This window comes from uncultured Halovibrio sp. (assembly GCF_913056445.1).
GTDB classification, from domain to species: domain Bacteria; phylum Pseudomonadota; class Gammaproteobacteria; order Pseudomonadales; family Oleiphilaceae; genus Halospina; species Halospina utahensis_B.
The window spans coordinates 1-15,513 of record NZ_CAJXMA010000031.1 but is presented as its reverse complement, the minus strand read 5'-3'; the positions used below and the strand labels follow the sequence as shown (position 1 = coordinate 15,513).

Below are 15,513 nucleotides of genomic sequence, written 5' to 3'. Positions count from 1 at the left end.
AATATTGGCTCCGGAGCGTTAATCACTGGCGGTGGCGCTGTGCCACCGCCGTCGCTGCCAAACAGGTTTCGGGTCAGTCCGTCTCGAGATCGATATCGAGGCCGAGCGACCGGATTTCCTTGACCAGAACATTGAAGGATTCGGGCATGCCCGGCTCCATACGATGGTCACCATCGACAATGTTCTTGTACATCTTGGTGCGGCCGTTCACGTCGTCGGACTTCACGGTCAGCATTTCCTGCAGGGTGTAGGCGGCGCCATAGGCTTCCAGGGCCCAGACCTCCATCTCCCCGAAGCGCTGGCCACCGAACTGCGCCTTACCGCCCAGCGGCTGCTGGGTCACCAGACTGTAGGAACCGGTCGCACGGGCGTGCATCTTGTCCTCAACCAGATGGTTGAGCTTGAGCATGTACATGTAGCCCACGGTCACCGGCCGGTCGAAGCCGTCACCGGTGCGGCCATCGAACAGCTTGATCTGGCCGCTGGTATCCATGTCCGCGAGCTCAAGCATCTTCTTGATCTCGGCCTCGTTGGCACCGTCAAACACCGCTGTACCCATTGGTACGCCACCACGCAGGTTGTTGGCCATGGTGATGATCTCGTCGTCACTCAATTCATCGAGCTTGACTTCCGGTGTGTCGGTACCGTTATAGACCTCGTCGAGGAACTTCCGGATCTCGCCCACTTTCTTCTGCTGCTCGAGCATGGTGTTGATCTTGTCACCCAGCCCGCGCGCAGCCGCGCCCAGATGGGTCTCAAGCACCTGCCCGACGTTCATCCGGGAGGGCACACCCAGCGGGTTCAGAACCACATCCACCGGCTCGCCCTGCTCATCGAAGGGCATGTCCTCAGTCGGCATGATCGCGGAGATCACACCCTTGTTACCGTGGCGGCCGGCCATCTTGTCACCCGCCTGGATGCGACTCTTGACCGCCATATAGACCTTCACGATCTTGAGTACGCCCGGGGCCAGGTCGTCACCCTGCTGGATCTTCTCCTTCTTGACCTCAAAGCGCTGCTCCTGATCCTGGCGCCGCTCTTCAAGCTGTTCCTGGGCGCGTTCCAGCAGGTCATTCAGGGAATCGTCCTGCATGCGCAGCTTGAACCAATCGTCGGAACTGAGCTGGCTGAGGTAATCCGCGCTCAGGATGTCCCCTTTCTTCACACCCGGGCCGGTGATGGCTGTCTGTCCCTCCAGTGCACTGGTCAGACGCTCAAACGTGGCCGTCTCAACGATGCGATACTCTTCCTTCAGGTCCTTCCGGAAGGCATTCAGCTCATCCTGCTCGATGGACAGAGCACGCTGGTCCTTCTCGACACCGTCGCGGGTAAAGACCTGGACGTCAATCACGGTACCGCGCTTGCCGGTGGGCATCCGCAGCGAGGTGTCCTTCACGTCGGATGCCTTCTCGCCAAAGATGGCGCGCAGGAGCTTTTCCTCCGGTGTGAGCTGCGTCTCGCCCTTGGGCGTGACCTTGCCGACCAGGATATCGCCAGCATCCACTTCGGCACCGATGTATACGATGCCGGATTCGTCCAGCTTGGACAGCGCCTGCTCACCCACGTTCGGAATATCCGCGCTGATCTCCTCGGAGCCCAGCTTGGTATCGCGGGCTACACAGGTAAGCTCCTGGATGTGGATGGTGGTCAGGCGGTCTTCCTGAGCCACGCGCTCGGAAATGAGGATGGAGTCCTCGAAGTTGTAGCCGTTCCACGGCATGAAGGCGATGCGCATGTTCTGGCCCAGTGCCAGCTCGCCCAGATCCACGGACGGACCATCGGCCAGCGTATCGCCACGTTCAACCTCATCACCACGGTTCACAATGGGCCGCTGGTTGCTGCAGGTGTTCTGGTTCGAACGGGTGTACTTCACCAGGTTGTAGATATCAACGCCCGCGTCACCGGCACTGGTCTCGTCGTCGCGAACACGGACCACGACACGGGAAGCGTCGACGCTTTCGATCACGCCACCACGCTCAGCCGTCACACAGACACCGGAGTCTTTCGCCACGGTGCGTTCCATGCCGGTGCCCACAAGCGGCTTATCCGCGCGCAGGGTGGGAACCGCCTGACGCTGCATGTTCGACCCCATCAGGGCGCGGTTGGCGTCGTCATGCTCCAGGAACGGAATCATCGCGGCGGCAACGGACACAACCTGCCGCGGAGAGACGTCCATGAAGTTGACCTTCTCCGGCGGCATGACGGTGAATTCATTCTTATGCCGCACCGTAACCAGCTCATCGGAGAGCTTGCCGCTGTCATCCAGCTTGGCGCTGGCCTGGGCGATGATGTAATTGCTCTCCTCGATCGCGGACAGATACACGATCTCGTCCGTCACCTGGCCGTCGATAACCTTGCGGTACGGGCTTTCCAGGAAGCCGTACTTGTTGGTCTGGGTATAGGTGGCCAGCGAATTGATCAGACCGATGTTCGGGCCTTCCGGTGTCTCGATCGGGCAGACACGGCCATAGTGGGTCGGGTGTACGTCCCGGACCTCAAAGCCGGCCCGCTCACGGGTGAGACCACCCGGGCCAAGTGCCGAAACGCGGCGCTTGTGAGTCACCTCGGACAGCGGGTTGTTCTGGTCCATGAACTGCGACAGCTGGCTGGAGCCGAAGAACTCCTTGATTGCCGCCCCCACCGGCTTGGCATTGATCAGGTCCTGGGGCATCAGGCCTTCGCTTTCGGCCAGGCTCAGGCGTTCGCGCACCGCGCGCTCGACCCGCACCAGGCCAACACGGAACTGGTTCTCGGCCATCTCACCGACACAGCGGATGCGGCGGTTGCCCAGGTTGTCGATGTCGTCCGTTTCACCCTTACCGTTACGGATGTCCACGAGCGTGCGCAGCACATCCACAATATCCTGCTCGTCCAGAACACCGGAGCCTTCCAGCTCCTCGCGTCCAAGACGGCGGTTGAGCTTCATCCGGCCAACGGCAGAGAGATCATAGCGCTCTTCAGAGAAGAACAGGTTGTTGAACAGCGTCTCAGCGGATTCCTTCGTCGGCGGCTCACCCGGACGCATCATCCGATAGATCTCGACCAGCGCTTCCAGCTGGTTGCGCGAGGGGTCAATCCGCAGCGTATCGGAAATGAACGGTCCGCAGTCGAGGTCGTTGGTGTAGATGGTGTCGACTGTCTGGATGCCCGCTTCCTCAAGCTTTTCCAGGTGGTCCTCGGTGAGTTCGGTGTTGCACTCAACAATCACCTCACCGGTGCTCTCATCCACCATGTCCCTTGCAACCACACGACCGTGGAGATAGGAACGCGGAACCTCAAGCTCGGTAACCCCCGCCTTCTCGAGCTGGCGGATGTGGCGCGCGGTAATCCGGCGGCCACTCTCAACAATGACACTGCCTTCCTGGTCCATGATGTCGAACGTGGCAATGTCACCACGCAGCCGGCTGGGCACGAGCTCAAGCCGGCAGGATTCCTTGCCGAGCGTGAAGCGGCTGTTGTCGAAGAACAGCTCCAGAATCTGCTCGGAAGTATATCCCAGCGCGCGCAGCAGAATGGTGGCCGGAAGCTTACGCCGGCGGTCGATGCGCACGAACACGGAATCCCTGGGATCAAACTCGAAATCCAGCCAGGAACCACGATAGGGAATCACCCGGGCGGAATAGAGAAGCTTGCCGGAGGAGTGGGTCTTGCCCTTGTCGTGATCAAAGAACACACCGGGCGAACGATGAAGCTGGGAGACAATCACCCGCTCAGTGCCGTTGACCACGAAGGTGCCGTTTTCAGTCATCAGGGGCATTTCGCCCATGTAGACTTCCTGTTCCTTGATGTCCTTCACGGCCTTGTTGGACGATTCCTTGTCATAGATGACCAGGCGCACTTTCACGCGAAGCGGTGCCGCGTAGGTCACCCCCCGAAGCTGACATTCCTTGACGTCAAATGCCGGCTCGCCGAGCCGATAGCTGACATACTCCAGTGCTGCATTCCCCGAGTAGCTGGTAATCGGGAAAACGGACTGAAACGCGGCATGCAAGCCCGTGTTCTTGCGATTATCCGCGTCGGATTCAAGTTGCAGAAAGTCCCGGTAGGAGTCGATCTGCGTTGCAAGCAGAAACGGAACATCCATGACGGACGGCAACTTGCCAAACTCTTTGCGGATTCGCTTTTTCTCGGTGTAGGAGTAAGTCATCTGCATTCCCCAGCTTCGGACTCAATAACTGGTGTACCCGGCCTGCGAACAGTCAACCGGGATGGGTCCCGGGTCGGGCCCGGGCACCCGGATCCTGGATCCGGGTGACCTGCATATAACGCGAAAAGGCCGGCGGCATACGCCACCAGCCAATTCGCGGTTCAGCGCTCTGGACGGCTATGGAAGCCGTTATTTGAGCTCAACAGTGGCGCCTGCTTCCTCAAGCTTCGCCTTGGCGTCGTCCGCCTCTTCCTTGCTGGCGCCTTCCTTGACGTTGCCCGGTGCGCCGTCAACCAGAGCTTTCGCTTCTTTCAGGCCGAGACCTGTCAGTTCGCGAACAACCTTGATCACGTTGACCTTCTTCTCACCGCCAGACGTCAGGACGATGTCGAATTCGGTCTGCTCTTCCGCAGCACCGCCTTCGTCACCACCACCAGCCGCAGCCGGAGCTGCTGCAACAGCAGCCTGAGCGGAAACGCCGAATTTCTCTTCCATCGCTTCCACGAGCTCAACTACTTCCATGACGCTCATTTCAGCGATTGCATTAAGGATATCGTCTTTAGACAGAGCCATGACTATTCTCCAGATTCAAAAATGATAAAAAACCAATCAGGCTGCTTCTTTCTTCTGGTCACGAACTGCAGCTACCGCGCGGGTAACCTTGGACGGAACCTCGTTGAAGGTCCGTGCCAGCTTGGTGATCGGAGCCTGGATTGTGCCCGCCAGCTGCGACAGCGCTTCGTCACGCGTCGGAAGCTTGGCCAGACGATCAATCTGCTCGCCACCCAGCAGCTCGCCACCTACGGCCAGTGCCTTGATTTCAAAGTTGTCGTTTTCCTTGGAAAAATCCTTGAGCAGGCGCGCAGCCGCACCCGGATCCTCCATGGAAAATGCAAACAGGGTCGGGCCGGCGAGGACCTCGCTCACGCACTCAAAGTCGGTTCCCTGGACAGCACGCTTGGCGAGTGTGTTACGAACCACCCGCAGATAAACATTCTGTTCACGGGCCTTGGCGCGCAATGCGGTCATATCGCCGGAGTCCACACCCCGGTAGTCCGCAAGGACAACAGACAAAGCACCACTGGCAGCCTCGTTGACTTCGGCGACAATCGCCTTTTTGCCTTCGAGTTGGATTGCCACTGGTTTTACTCCTCAGGTTGTGCCGGCAGAACCGGCGATCAACTCACGCCCCTGAGGGCGCCCTTACGGTGTCTTTGTTCGGAGAGAACGTCTTACACCGTCTGCGCAGGCATTGCTTTAACCCCTGTACCGGATGGCTTCGGGGACCTGCGGTCTTTGACAGCCCGGCTCACGCCCAGACTACAAAGCTTGCTGCGGGCACCGCTTACGGCGCCCGGTATTCTGCAACCTGTCAGATGGACAGTGTTGACTGATCAATGGTAAGCCCTGGCCCCATAGTGGAGGACAGCGTCACCTTCTTGAGATAGATACCCTTGGCCGTGGAGGGCTTGAGCTTCTTCAGATCGCCCAGCAGCGCTTCCACGTTTTCGCGGATCGCCTGCGCATCGAAGCCGACGTTGCCAACGCCGCAGTGCACAATACCCTTCTTGTCGGTCCGGAACCGGACCTGACCGGCCTTGGCGTTGCCAACAGCGGTCTCCACGTCGGCGGTCACCGTGCCGACCTTGGGGTTCGGCATCAGACCGCGCGGACCCAGGATCTGACCCAGCTGACCGACAACGCGCATAGCGTCCGGCGTGGCGATGACCACGTCAAAGTTCAGGTCGCCGCCCTTGATCTGTTCCGCCAGATCATCCATGCCGACCACATCGGCACCGGCTTCAGTCGCCTTGTCCGCGTTATCGCCCTGGGCGAAAACGGCAATCCGCACGCTCTTGCCCGTGCCATTGGGGAGAACAGTGGAACCACGCACCACCTGGTCGGATTTCCGGGCATCAACGCCCAGATTCACAGCCAGATCCACGGATTCCTGGAAATTCGTATACTGATCAAGGTCCTTCAGGATATCGACCGCCTCATCCACGCTGTAGGCGCGGGTACGATCAACCTTGTCGCGGATCAGCTTCTGGCGCTTGCTCAGTTTTGCCATCTCAGAGCCCCTCCACATTCAGGCCCATACTGCGTGCCGTGCCTGCAATGGTACGCACTGCAGCGTCCATATCAGCGGCCGTCAGATCAGGCTCTTTGGCTTTCACGATCTCTTCCAGCTGTTCCCGGGTCACCTTGCCCACCTTGTCGGTGTTGGGCTTGCCCGAGCCGGTAGAGATGCCTGCTGCCTTCTTGAGCAGCACCGGCGCCGGCGGCGTCTTGGTGACAAAGGTGAAGCTGCGGTCACTGTAGACCGTGATGACTACCGGTGTCGGCAGTCCGGGCTCCATGTCCTGCGTTTCGGCGTTGAATGCCTTGCAGAACTCCATGATGTTCAGGCCGTGCTGACCCAGAGCCGGACCCACGGGGGGACTCGGATTGGCCTTGCCCGCGGCGACCTGCAGCTTGATATAAGCTTCGATTTTCTTAGCCACGATAACCTCCTGATGGGTTCAAACGCCTTACTGGCTCCCCGTTGAGACAGAAAGGCACGTGGCACCTGAAAGGCCCACGTGCCCTTCTCCAGATGGCCTTCAGTCTTTCTCGACCTGGCCAAATTCCAGTTCGACCGGCGTGGACCGGCCGAAAATCAGAACCGCTACTTTGACACGGCTCTTGTCGTAGTCGACTTCCTCAACCACGCCATTAAAGTCCGCAAACGGACCCTCGATGACACGGACAATCTCGCCCGGCTCAAACAGGGTCTTGGGCTTGGGCTGCTCGGCACCGGTTTCGACACGCTGAAGAATGGCGTCTGCCTCCTTCTCGCTGATCGGTGCCGGCTTATCCGGTGTGCCGCCAATGAAACCCATAACCCTGGGAGTACTCTTGACCAGGTGCCAGGTCTCGTCGGTCATCTCCATCTGGACCAGCACGTACCCCGGATAGAACTTGCGCTCGCTCTTGCGTTTCTTGCCTTCACGCATTTCAACGACCTCTTCGGTGGGCACGAGAATCTCACCGAAAAGATCGTCCATGTTGTTGAGCTGCACCCGTTCCCTGAGGGACCGCATGACATGCTTTTCGAAGCCGGAATAGGCGTGAATCACGTACCAGCGTTTCGCCATGTGCCGCTCTCTGTTAACCGATCAAACTTGAGACAATCCACGCCACCAGAGAATCCATCCCCCACAGGATCAACGCCACCAGCAGCACAAAGCCAAGTACAATGGCCGTTGTCTGAAGGAGCTCCTGACGGGTCGGCCAGACCACCTTGCGGATCTCGACCTTGGCCTCTCTCATAACCCGGGCCAGCTGGCGCCCCTTTCCCGTCTGCAGCGCAACAGCGCCGGCAACAAGCGCCAGCGCCACCAGCGCCAGTGTACGGTAAAGAAGGGACTCGCCCCCGTAGTAATGGTTGCCGGCTACACCTGCCGCCACCAAAGCAACAACGACGACCCACTTTGCGGTGTCAAAGCGGGTCGTCGCCTCTCTGGAACTGGATTCCATAGGGTTCAACTTTGTGGGTGCCGAAATAAATGGCAGGCCAGGAGGGGATCGAACCCCCAACCTGCGGTTTTGGAGACCGCTGCTCTGCCAATTGAGCTACTGGCCTGCACCGAAACTTTGTATTACTCGATAATCTTGGTCACCACGCCTGCGCCGACAGTCCGGCCGCCTTCGCGTACCGCAAAGCGCAGCCCGTCTTCCATCGCGATCGGCGCGATCAGCGTGGCTACCAGCTTCACGTTATCACCCGGCATCACCATCTCGACGCCTTCCGGCAGTTCGCAGGTGCCGGTCACGTCCGTGGTCCGGAAGTAGAACTGCGGGCGATAGCCGGTGAAGAACGGCGTATGACGACCACCCTCGTCCTTGCTCAGGACGTAGATCTCGCCCTCGAACTTGGTGTGAGGCGTGATGCTGCCCGGCTTGGCCAGTACCTGGCCACGCTCAACGTCGTCACGCTTGGTGCCACGCAGCAGCGCGCCGATGTTCTCACCCGCACGACCCTCGTCGAGCATCTTGCGGAACATCTCAACACCGGTGCAAACGGTCTTCTGCGTCTCGCGCAGACCCACAATCTCCACCTCGGAGCCGGTCTTGACCACACCGCGCTCAACACGGCCGGTGACAACGGTACCGCGACCGGAGATCGAGAACACGTCCTCGATCGGCATCAGGAACGGCTGATCGATGGCGCGCTCGGGCTCGGGAATGTGCGCGTCCATTTCCTTGATCAGGTTCGCCACCGCGGTGGTGCCGTAGCCGTTGTCGTCCTTGCCTTCCATCGCCATCAGCGCGGAGCCGGTTACGATCGGCGTGTCGTCGCCCGGGAAGTCGTACTCGTTCAGCAGCTCCCGCACTTCCATCTCAACCAGCTCGAGCAGCTCCTCGTCGTCGACCATGTCGGCCTTGTTGAGGAACACCACGATGTGCGGCACGCCAACCTGGCGTGACAGCAGGATGTGCTCACGCGTCTGCGGCATCGGGCCGTCAGCGGCGGAGACCACCAGAATCGCGCCGTCCATCTGCGCCGCGCCCGTGATCATGTTCTTCACATAGTCAGCGTGGCCGGGGCAGTCAACGTGCGCGTAGTGACGGCTCTCGGAACCGTACTCCACGTGCGAGGTCGCGATCGTGATACCGCGGTTCTTCTCTTCCGGCGCGTTGTCGATCTGGTCAAACGCACGCGCCTCACCGCCGAACACTTCCGCACTCACGCGCGTCAGCGCCGCCGTCAGCGTCGTCTTGCCGTGGTCCACGTGACCAATGGTGCCCACGTTGATGTGCGGCTTATCTCTTTCGAATTTTTCCTTAGACACTTGACCTATCTCCCGCGCCGTTGCCTTTCTTCGTTATGTTACAGCCAGCCTTCAGCCTTAGAACTGGAGCTCATGGGCGGACTTGAACCGCCGACCTCACCCTTACCAAGGGTGTGCTCTACCACTGAGCTACATGAGCCCTCGACAACCTGGAGCGGGTGGCGGGAATCGAACCCGCGTCATCAGCTTGGAAGGCTGAGGTAATAGCCACTATACGACACCCGCAAAATATGGTGGAGGGGGCAGGATTCGAACCTGCGAAGCTCTCGCGTCAGATTTACAGTCTGATCCCTTTGACCACTCGGGAACCCCTCCGTCTCGCAGCCGACCCGCAGGCCTTCTGCTTAAAAACGGTGCTGATCTGGAGCTGGTGGAGGGAATCGAACCCCCGACCTACTGATTACAAGTCAGTTGCTCTGCCTGCTGAGCTACACCAGCTGTGTATCGCCAATCAGCGAGGGCAGTATCCTAAGGATTTTGCGGCGGCTTTGCAACACCCTCTTCTGCTTCAATGGTCCGGATCGGTTCCACCCTTGGTATATTGGCCTTGGGCACATTACCCGACTCCGGTGCTGGCAGGCGTGCGGCCAGCAGAAAGACGGCCAGATTGGCGATAACGAGTACCCCGAAAAGAATCCGCACACCAGACTCCCGTGTTTCAGCGACTGCCCCTGGCTTCAGCCATGACCGCATCCATGCCCAGGAACACCAGGTCCGGCTCTACAACCTGCTCCGTCGGCAAACCCGACGCTGCAGCCGCAGCATCACCACCTGTCACGATCATGGTGCCACGACCCTGCCAGTAATCAGCGCTTCGGGCCACCAGGGCCTGCATGAGCCAGGCTATGCCGTGATGAACACACTCGGATGTTGTTATGCCGGGCGCAGTGTCGGCACCGGCAACCGCTTCCGGGCGCACCCCCGAGGTTCCCGCGCCAAGCGACTGCGCCATGAGAGCCCCACCTGGAAGGATATAGCCACCCTGATGATTACCCGAAACGTCCACATGGTCAACGGTGATCGCCGTTCCGGCATCAAGAACCGTAATCGGTCCCTCCCAGGTACTGTACGCCCCAAGCATCGCCAGCCATCGATCAACCCCCATCTGGGCGGGATCATTATACGCATTGACCACACCACACTGACGGCGGGAAGCCGCAAACTCCATAACCCGCACGTGGTTGCCGGAAACCAGGTTGGCTTTCAGTTGATTGGCCCGGTCGCCGGCAACCGAGGCAAACTCCAGCCACGCCAGCCTGTCAGAGTCCACGCCCGCAATGCCGTCGGATCCGATCGTCTCCCATGGCTGATCACCCCGGGCGATGACCAAGCGGTCCATATCAAGACAGCGCCAGTGGACCCGGGAATTCCCCGCATCAACCTGCAGAATCAATCGGGACCTCCAGACTCACCTCTCCGGCATTCAGGAGTATCACTTCGCCATCCGCCGTCCGCAGCCGAAGTTGCCCGGATGCATCAATGCCATCACCGATGCCTCGACAATCCCTGCCCCTGACGGCCACCTGCCGGCCCCGTAACACATCATAGTGCGCCCACTCTGCGGGAACGGCCGGATCCGGCCCGAACCCGAGATCGGCCACCGAGGCCAGGATTCCCTCAATCAATGCAACAGCCAAACGGTTGCGCCCCCCCTCTGGCACCTGCCCCTCTTTGGCCAGGGATGTCCAGGGCTGGTCAATCGCGGTTTCCGATTCCGTCATATAGACATTCAGGCCCAGCCCGATCACGAGTCTGAGTTCATCCTGGGCCGATCCCTGAAGCTCCGTCAGAATGCCCGCCACCTTGCGGCCATTGAGCCAAAGATCATTGGGCCACTTGATCCCCAGTCCCTCTATACCAAGCCCCGCCAGTGCCCGGACCGCCCCGAGGCCCGCCCTTAGCGTTACGCCCTGGACCGCTGCGGGCCCAGCATCGGTTTCCACACCGACGCTGAGGTAGAGGTTGCGAGCGAAGGGACTGACCCACCCCCGCCCCCGGCGACCGCGCCCCTGTAACTGCTGCTCGGCGAGACACACGCGGGGAACCCCTGAATAACCGGAATGGCCCATGAGGAGTGTGTTCGTTGATTCAACGACTGGCTCCAGCGCCAGTTCGGGCTGAGGCTTCAGACCCGCCAGAGCCGGCTCGATCGACTCCCGGGACAGCAGATCCAGCGGTTCAGCCAGCCGATAGCCCTTGCCGCGGACGGACTCAACGTCCAGACCGATTTCCTCAAGCCCGCGCAGCTGTTTCCAGACAGCGGTCCGGGTCACACCCAGCCGCTCCGCAAGTTCAGTACCGGAATGGAGCTGGCCATCGGCCAGCAGGTGGATCAGAGGATAGGGATGCATGTGGTCTCCTTGCCTGATCCGGCTAAGGTAACCAACACAGCAGGGGAAAGGAACACCTCAGGGAATGGGTGTGGCGTTCAGGTTCGATTCCATATCCATGTTCTGGATGCTGACGCCCTGCAGCGCCGTCGCCGTGGAACTGTTGCCGCTGCCATCATTGTGGACAAGATTGACACGGCCGACATTGAGCTCCCTGAACCGTGTGTGGGTATTCACATGGAAGCTCGGTTGCAGTCCATCAGCGGAATCCGCCTCACGGACGTCGACCGACAACTCCGTCTGGACCCCGAAATCATTGTTGCCGGCACCCAGTCCATCGGACGTGTGTATGTTGTCGAGCACCAACTGCATCCCGGTTCCATTCTGGGGGTTGCCCTCCGCATCCGTGGTCCGGCCAGTCTCCCACAGGAAGCGGTTACGCTTATCGCCCACCGCCTCACTGAAGATGCTCGTAAGGGCCAGTTTGAGCCCTTCCTGCCCTTCCGGCCCCGTAATCACCATCTCACTGTCCTGACCGTAGCGCTGCCAGACGATGCGGCCGAAACTGGCGCCATCTTCCGCGCCGCCTACCCGCAGATTGCCCACATCCATGGTGCTCCATGCCTCTCCCTGCACGACACGAAGACCATTCTGAACGACTTCCAGCGTCATATCCCGGATGTGCCCCTCGTAAGACAGGTCGTCCGCCCAGACGCCCTGGCCAGACGCCTCGGTCAGGGACCCGATACGGCCATCCTCGATATAGAGGTTCGAGTTGATGGTGATCCCGTCGCCATTCGGACCGCCCGGAGTCAGCGTGTACTGCCCGTCCATATTGCCGAATTCAAAGGAACGGAAAACCCCGAGGGCACTCAGAAGCTCAGCTCCCGCCTGAACCTCGGCTCCCTCTGCCGAGCCCTCGGAGCCGACACGAATCCCATCCATGCGGTAGCCGCCGGAAATGCCATCAAAACCAACCCGAAGCCCTTTGTAGAACTGCGTGCCCCCCAGTGCCTCATTGCCCGTGACGTTGACAGTCACATCACCGCGCCCCCAGGACTGTATCCCGTCAAAAAGCACAGAACTGCCGTTGGTCGTCCAGGTCAGCCCCGCATCCGCAAGGCTCCATTCAGAGGCGAAGCGCATCCCCTCGTCGCCCGCATCCGGGTGACCTCCGGCCATCAGGTAGACCTGATTAGCGAAAGTCGCCCCATTGATGGTCTGGTTCTCGTAAAGCCAGCTGAAGTTCACGGAACCGACGCTGCGTCCGCCATCCCGGGTTCCGGCATCAACACCCAGCCGGATGTCATCAATGCTGAGATTGCCTTCCGCCCTGGAACTGTCCCCGTTCAGGGTAAAGGCCAGTCCCTGACGGCCCTCCTCCGTGAAATCCTCCCCTACTTCGATACGAAGGTCCTGGACACTGGAGGCCCCGGATATTCCCTGATAAAGCAGCCCATAACCGTTGGTGCTGTAAAGAAAGCTTGCGGTATTGAGCGTAGTATCTGCGCTAACCTGTATCCCTTCGGCCCCCTGGCGACCGCCACCACCACGAATCTCGAAATCCGTAATAAAATCGAAATCGGCTTCAAAAGACCCCATGCTGGCGAGCGCGCTCTGATCGCCTCGAATGTTGGTCGACTGTTCAGCGTAACGGACTGCTCCTATGGTGATATCCCCAACCGTCGGCGCCACGTACTGGATGGCCCCATCGATCACATCAAGCGTATGACCGGCCCCTTCCGGTGTTGAGATATTCATGGATACATCATCGAGAAACAACTGATGACCATTCGTGCGATAGCCGAAACGGCCATTACTCAACGCGTAATCGAAATTGAAGGTGTATCCATCAGCAGAGCCACCCGCACCACCAGGAGTAATGCGAAAGAAGCCATCCATATCACGATCCATCCAGAAGGCCCCCATGCTCCGGGCGCCACTGTCATCCAGCGAGACACCGCCCACAGACACACGCTCATCCTGTATATCCAGCCCGATCTCAAGGCTGCCATCGTTCAGCAGATCGAGTTCATAGTCCCTTCTCGCCCGACCTTCAGGATCGGAGGCAGACCCGACCCGAATGTCCTCCAGATGTATCCCGTTGTCATTGGTGAAATAGCTGAAACGATCCATGGAGGCCTTGTGGGCCATTTCGACGGTAACGCCCGCCTGCCCCTGGACACCGGCCAGTTCCGCATCGTTCATGGCTTCCATGGCACACACCTGGCCCGTTGCCGCGTAGAGCGCCATCCCTGCTGCAGAAAACCAGCGATGGAGTACCTGTTTCTTCATGGCTCAGGGCTCCGTAGGGAAGACCAATGCATTACCGTCCAGGGTCATGTCGCCCCCCATTTCCACTGTCAGGCGATCAACCTGACGGAAATCACTATCGCCGGGGCGGGCCGTTGAACTGGTTGCCATGGTGTAGCTGAAATCCGTAAAACGGGCTGTCTCCGGCAGGCCGATCTCAATGACTTCCCGGTTGAAGTCCCCTGCATCGCCCCCGAATCCCGTATCGTCCCCATTGATCAGCCGAGTGGCCAGCGTCAGCCCCATGAACTCGAAGGTTCCCTGCAGATCGTCCAGTACAATCCAGCCACCGCCCTGATTCAGCTGGGCGGCAATCCGGGCACCACAACGCTCGCCCTCGCCGCAGTCAAACCCGACAGCCTCCCCCTTGAGGGGACCACCGGACTCATTGAACGTCACATCGCCAGAGAGCGACATGCCCCCATACTGCCCACTGACTCCCGAGAGGTCCTGGTCACTCATCGATTCCATCTCGGCCACAGCGTTTGAAGCGCAACCGAGGGCAACGACAGCTGTGACCATGAACCTGCGTATGCTATTTCCCTGAATCGCCATATCAGTCCAGGCTCCTCGTGGTCACATCCAGTTTCTGGAACAGCATCCCCTTCATCCTGGTTGATCCCATGTCCTGGCCACCGACCTCCAGACTGCCGACTTCTATGTCGCTGCGGTATTCATCGTTGGTGTAATAATCGCTGTAGAAATCGTAGGTGGCATTATCATCGCTGGAGCCGTCGCCCGCGTCATTGATGGGGGCCGGCGATCGGGCGTTGTTGATGGCTTTCAGCTCGAGACGGAAGTTACCGGGGCCGGCAACGGTCTTACCATCCGTTTTTACTTCCTGGCCTACGCCCAGAACGCCCATGAAGAGCGGCTGATGCTCGTTGCCCAGGGCGAGCTCCATCATGAAATCATTGAAGGCGATCTCGGTGTTGCAATTGGTTCCGCCCTGCTCGCAGGCACTGACCGTCAGGCTGGGCGTGTAGAAGTTGGTCTGGATGCGGCCGCGCAGCTGCTGTCGGCTATCGTCAGACGTCGCCCCCCATAGCTGGATGAAACTACCATCCACAACGGCCTTCTCGGCATGGATATTCACCGACTTCGCCACAGCGGTACCAGAGTGCACCGTTGTCTCGAAACCAAGATCCATGCGTTCGCCCCGGATGTTCTGATCCGCATTCGGCGCACGACTCACGCAGCCGGTGTCCGCCCCACCTGGCAGACAGGCGACGCCCTCAGCCTGTGCAACCTTCTCGGGAGCCGCGTATTCAAACACCGCCTTACCAGCTGCATCACCGCCGATCCCATCACCATCAACCAGATCAATCCCGAAGGGGTTGGTCAGACGCCCGAGGTTGACCGTCTGCAGGCTCTCACCCCGCTGGCTCCCAGCACCTCCGATGTAAAGCTGATCAACCAGTACCTCGACATCCTCTCCGGCCTGGTTGGTGATGCCGCTCAACCGGAATGTCTGGTTGTTGTCCGGATCATGGCCATGCGCAAAGCGGAAGTCCTCCATGACGATCCCGACTCCCTGCCCCCGGACGTCAGCCATTTCCCGGTTGCTCATGGGCTCCATGCCGGACGCCCAGGCTGACGGCACACCGGCAAGCAAGAGCATCATCAGACTCATGGACGTTTTCAGGGTTCTGTCCGTCAATTGCCAAACTCCTGAGCCGAAAACGGGAGAGGGAATTTCCTTGTATCCAGCATACTCAGGCAGGCGGGCAATGCTTTGAATCAGTCAGCAGTTTTTCAGCGGAGTCCGTTCAGGGAGAGAACGATTGCGGGGAATGAGACTTTTATCACACACAAAAAAAAGCCCCGCACGGCGATGCCGGCGGGGCTTTGGGTATAGGAGCCTGACGATGACCTACTCTCACATGGG

13 protein-coding genes and 5 tRNA genes are annotated in these 15,513 nt (G+C 59.7%); all 18 read right to left on the bottom strand.

From position 1 onward, the window contains the following. Positions 1-73 precede the first annotated feature (73 nt). The 18 genes from rpoB to QZ501_RS07920 all read right to left on the bottom strand — a co-directional run bounded on the left by rpoB (position 74) and on the right by QZ501_RS07920 (position 15,285). Positions 74-4,147 (bottom strand): DNA-directed RNA polymerase subunit beta, encoded by a 4,074-nt coding sequence (gene rpoB, locus QZ501_RS08005; RefSeq protein ID WP_295718610.1) that lies wholly within the window; start codon positions 4,145-4,147, stop codon positions 74-76. A 189-nt stretch (positions 4,148-4,336) separates the two neighbouring features. Continuing rightward, the gene (rplL, locus tag QZ501_RS08000) at positions 4,337-4,720 is read right to left on the bottom strand and encodes a 50S ribosomal protein L7/L12 (protein ID WP_095618803.1); all 384 of its coding nucleotides are present in this window, start codon (positions 4,718-4,720) and stop codon (positions 4,337-4,339) included. Positions 4,721-4,756: 36 nt separating this feature from the next. Then, positions 4,757-5,287, bottom strand: a complete 531-nt coding sequence (gene rplJ / locus QZ501_RS07995; protein ID WP_077529296.1) for a 50S ribosomal protein L10 — start codon at positions 5,285-5,287, stop codon at positions 4,757-4,759. A 232-nt stretch (positions 5,288-5,519) separates the two neighbouring features. Beyond that, entirely contained in the window at positions 5,520-6,218 is a 699-nt protein-coding gene (gene rplA, locus QZ501_RS07990) for a 50S ribosomal protein L1 (RefSeq protein ID WP_151440459.1), read from the bottom strand. A gap of 1 nt (position 6,219) precedes the next feature. Then, on the bottom strand, positions 6,220-6,651 hold the full coding sequence (rplK, locus tag QZ501_RS07985) for a 50S ribosomal protein L11 (protein ID WP_077529298.1): 432 nt from the start codon (positions 6,649-6,651) through the stop codon (positions 6,220-6,222). 99 nt (positions 6,652-6,750) lie between these two features. Beyond that, positions 6,751-7,284 carry a transcription termination/antitermination protein NusG gene (gene nusG, locus QZ501_RS07980; RefSeq protein ID WP_077529299.1) on the bottom strand — a complete coding sequence of 178 codons (534 nt, stop codon included), beginning with the start codon at positions 7,282-7,284 and terminating at the stop codon, positions 6,751-6,753. A 13-nt stretch (positions 7,285-7,297) separates the two neighbouring features. Further along, positions 7,298-7,666, bottom strand: coding sequence for a preprotein translocase subunit SecE (gene secE / locus QZ501_RS07975; protein WP_077529300.1), 369 nt, complete (start codon positions 7,664-7,666; stop codon positions 7,298-7,300). Between the two features lie 30 nt (positions 7,667-7,696). Beyond that, positions 7,697-7,772, bottom strand: a tRNA-Trp gene (locus QZ501_RS07970). Positions 7,773-7,788: 16 nt separating this feature from the next. Continuing rightward, the gene (gene tuf, locus QZ501_RS07965) at positions 7,789-8,982 is read right to left on the bottom strand and encodes an elongation factor Tu (RefSeq protein WP_077528630.1); all 1,194 of its coding nucleotides are present in this window, start codon (positions 8,980-8,982) and stop codon (positions 7,789-7,791) included. Positions 8,983-9,046: 64 nt separating this feature from the next. Next, a tRNA-Thr gene (locus QZ501_RS07960) sits at positions 9,047-9,121 on the bottom strand. Positions 9,122-9,132: 11 nt separating this feature from the next. Then, positions 9,133-9,207, bottom strand: a tRNA-Gly gene (locus tag QZ501_RS07955). Positions 9,208-9,213: 6 nt separating this feature from the next. Beyond that, a tRNA-Tyr gene (locus QZ501_RS07950) sits at positions 9,214-9,297 on the bottom strand. 47 nt (positions 9,298-9,344) lie between these two features. Continuing rightward, a tRNA-Thr gene (locus QZ501_RS07945) sits at positions 9,345-9,420 on the bottom strand. A 220-nt stretch (positions 9,421-9,640) separates the two neighbouring features. Continuing rightward, entirely contained in the window at positions 9,641-10,375 is a 735-nt protein-coding gene (locus QZ501_RS07940) for a type III pantothenate kinase (RefSeq protein ID WP_295718604.1), read from the bottom strand. After that, on the bottom strand, positions 10,359-11,333 hold the full coding sequence (locus tag QZ501_RS07935; RefSeq protein ID WP_295718602.1) for a biotin--[acetyl-CoA-carboxylase] ligase: 975 nt from the start codon (positions 11,331-11,333) through the stop codon (positions 10,359-10,361). The genes QZ501_RS07940 and QZ501_RS07935 overlap by 17 nt, the downstream gene beginning before the upstream one ends. A 57-nt stretch (positions 11,334-11,390) precedes the next feature. Then, positions 11,391-13,607: a DUF6160 family protein gene (locus tag QZ501_RS07930; protein WP_295718601.1), complete on the bottom strand. Its 2,217-nt coding sequence runs from the start codon at positions 13,605-13,607 to the stop codon at positions 11,391-11,393. Between the two features lie 3 nt (positions 13,608-13,610). Continuing rightward, complete coding sequence (locus QZ501_RS07925) at positions 13,611-14,087, bottom strand: hypothetical protein (protein ID WP_295718599.1); 477 nt, start codon at positions 14,085-14,087, stop codon at positions 13,611-13,613. A 94-nt stretch (positions 14,088-14,181) separates the two neighbouring features. After that, positions 14,182-15,285 carry a hypothetical protein gene (locus tag QZ501_RS07920; RefSeq protein WP_295718597.1) on the bottom strand — a complete coding sequence of 368 codons (1,104 nt, stop codon included), beginning with the start codon at positions 15,283-15,285 and terminating at the stop codon, positions 14,182-14,184. Positions 15,286-15,513 lie beyond the last annotated feature (228 nt).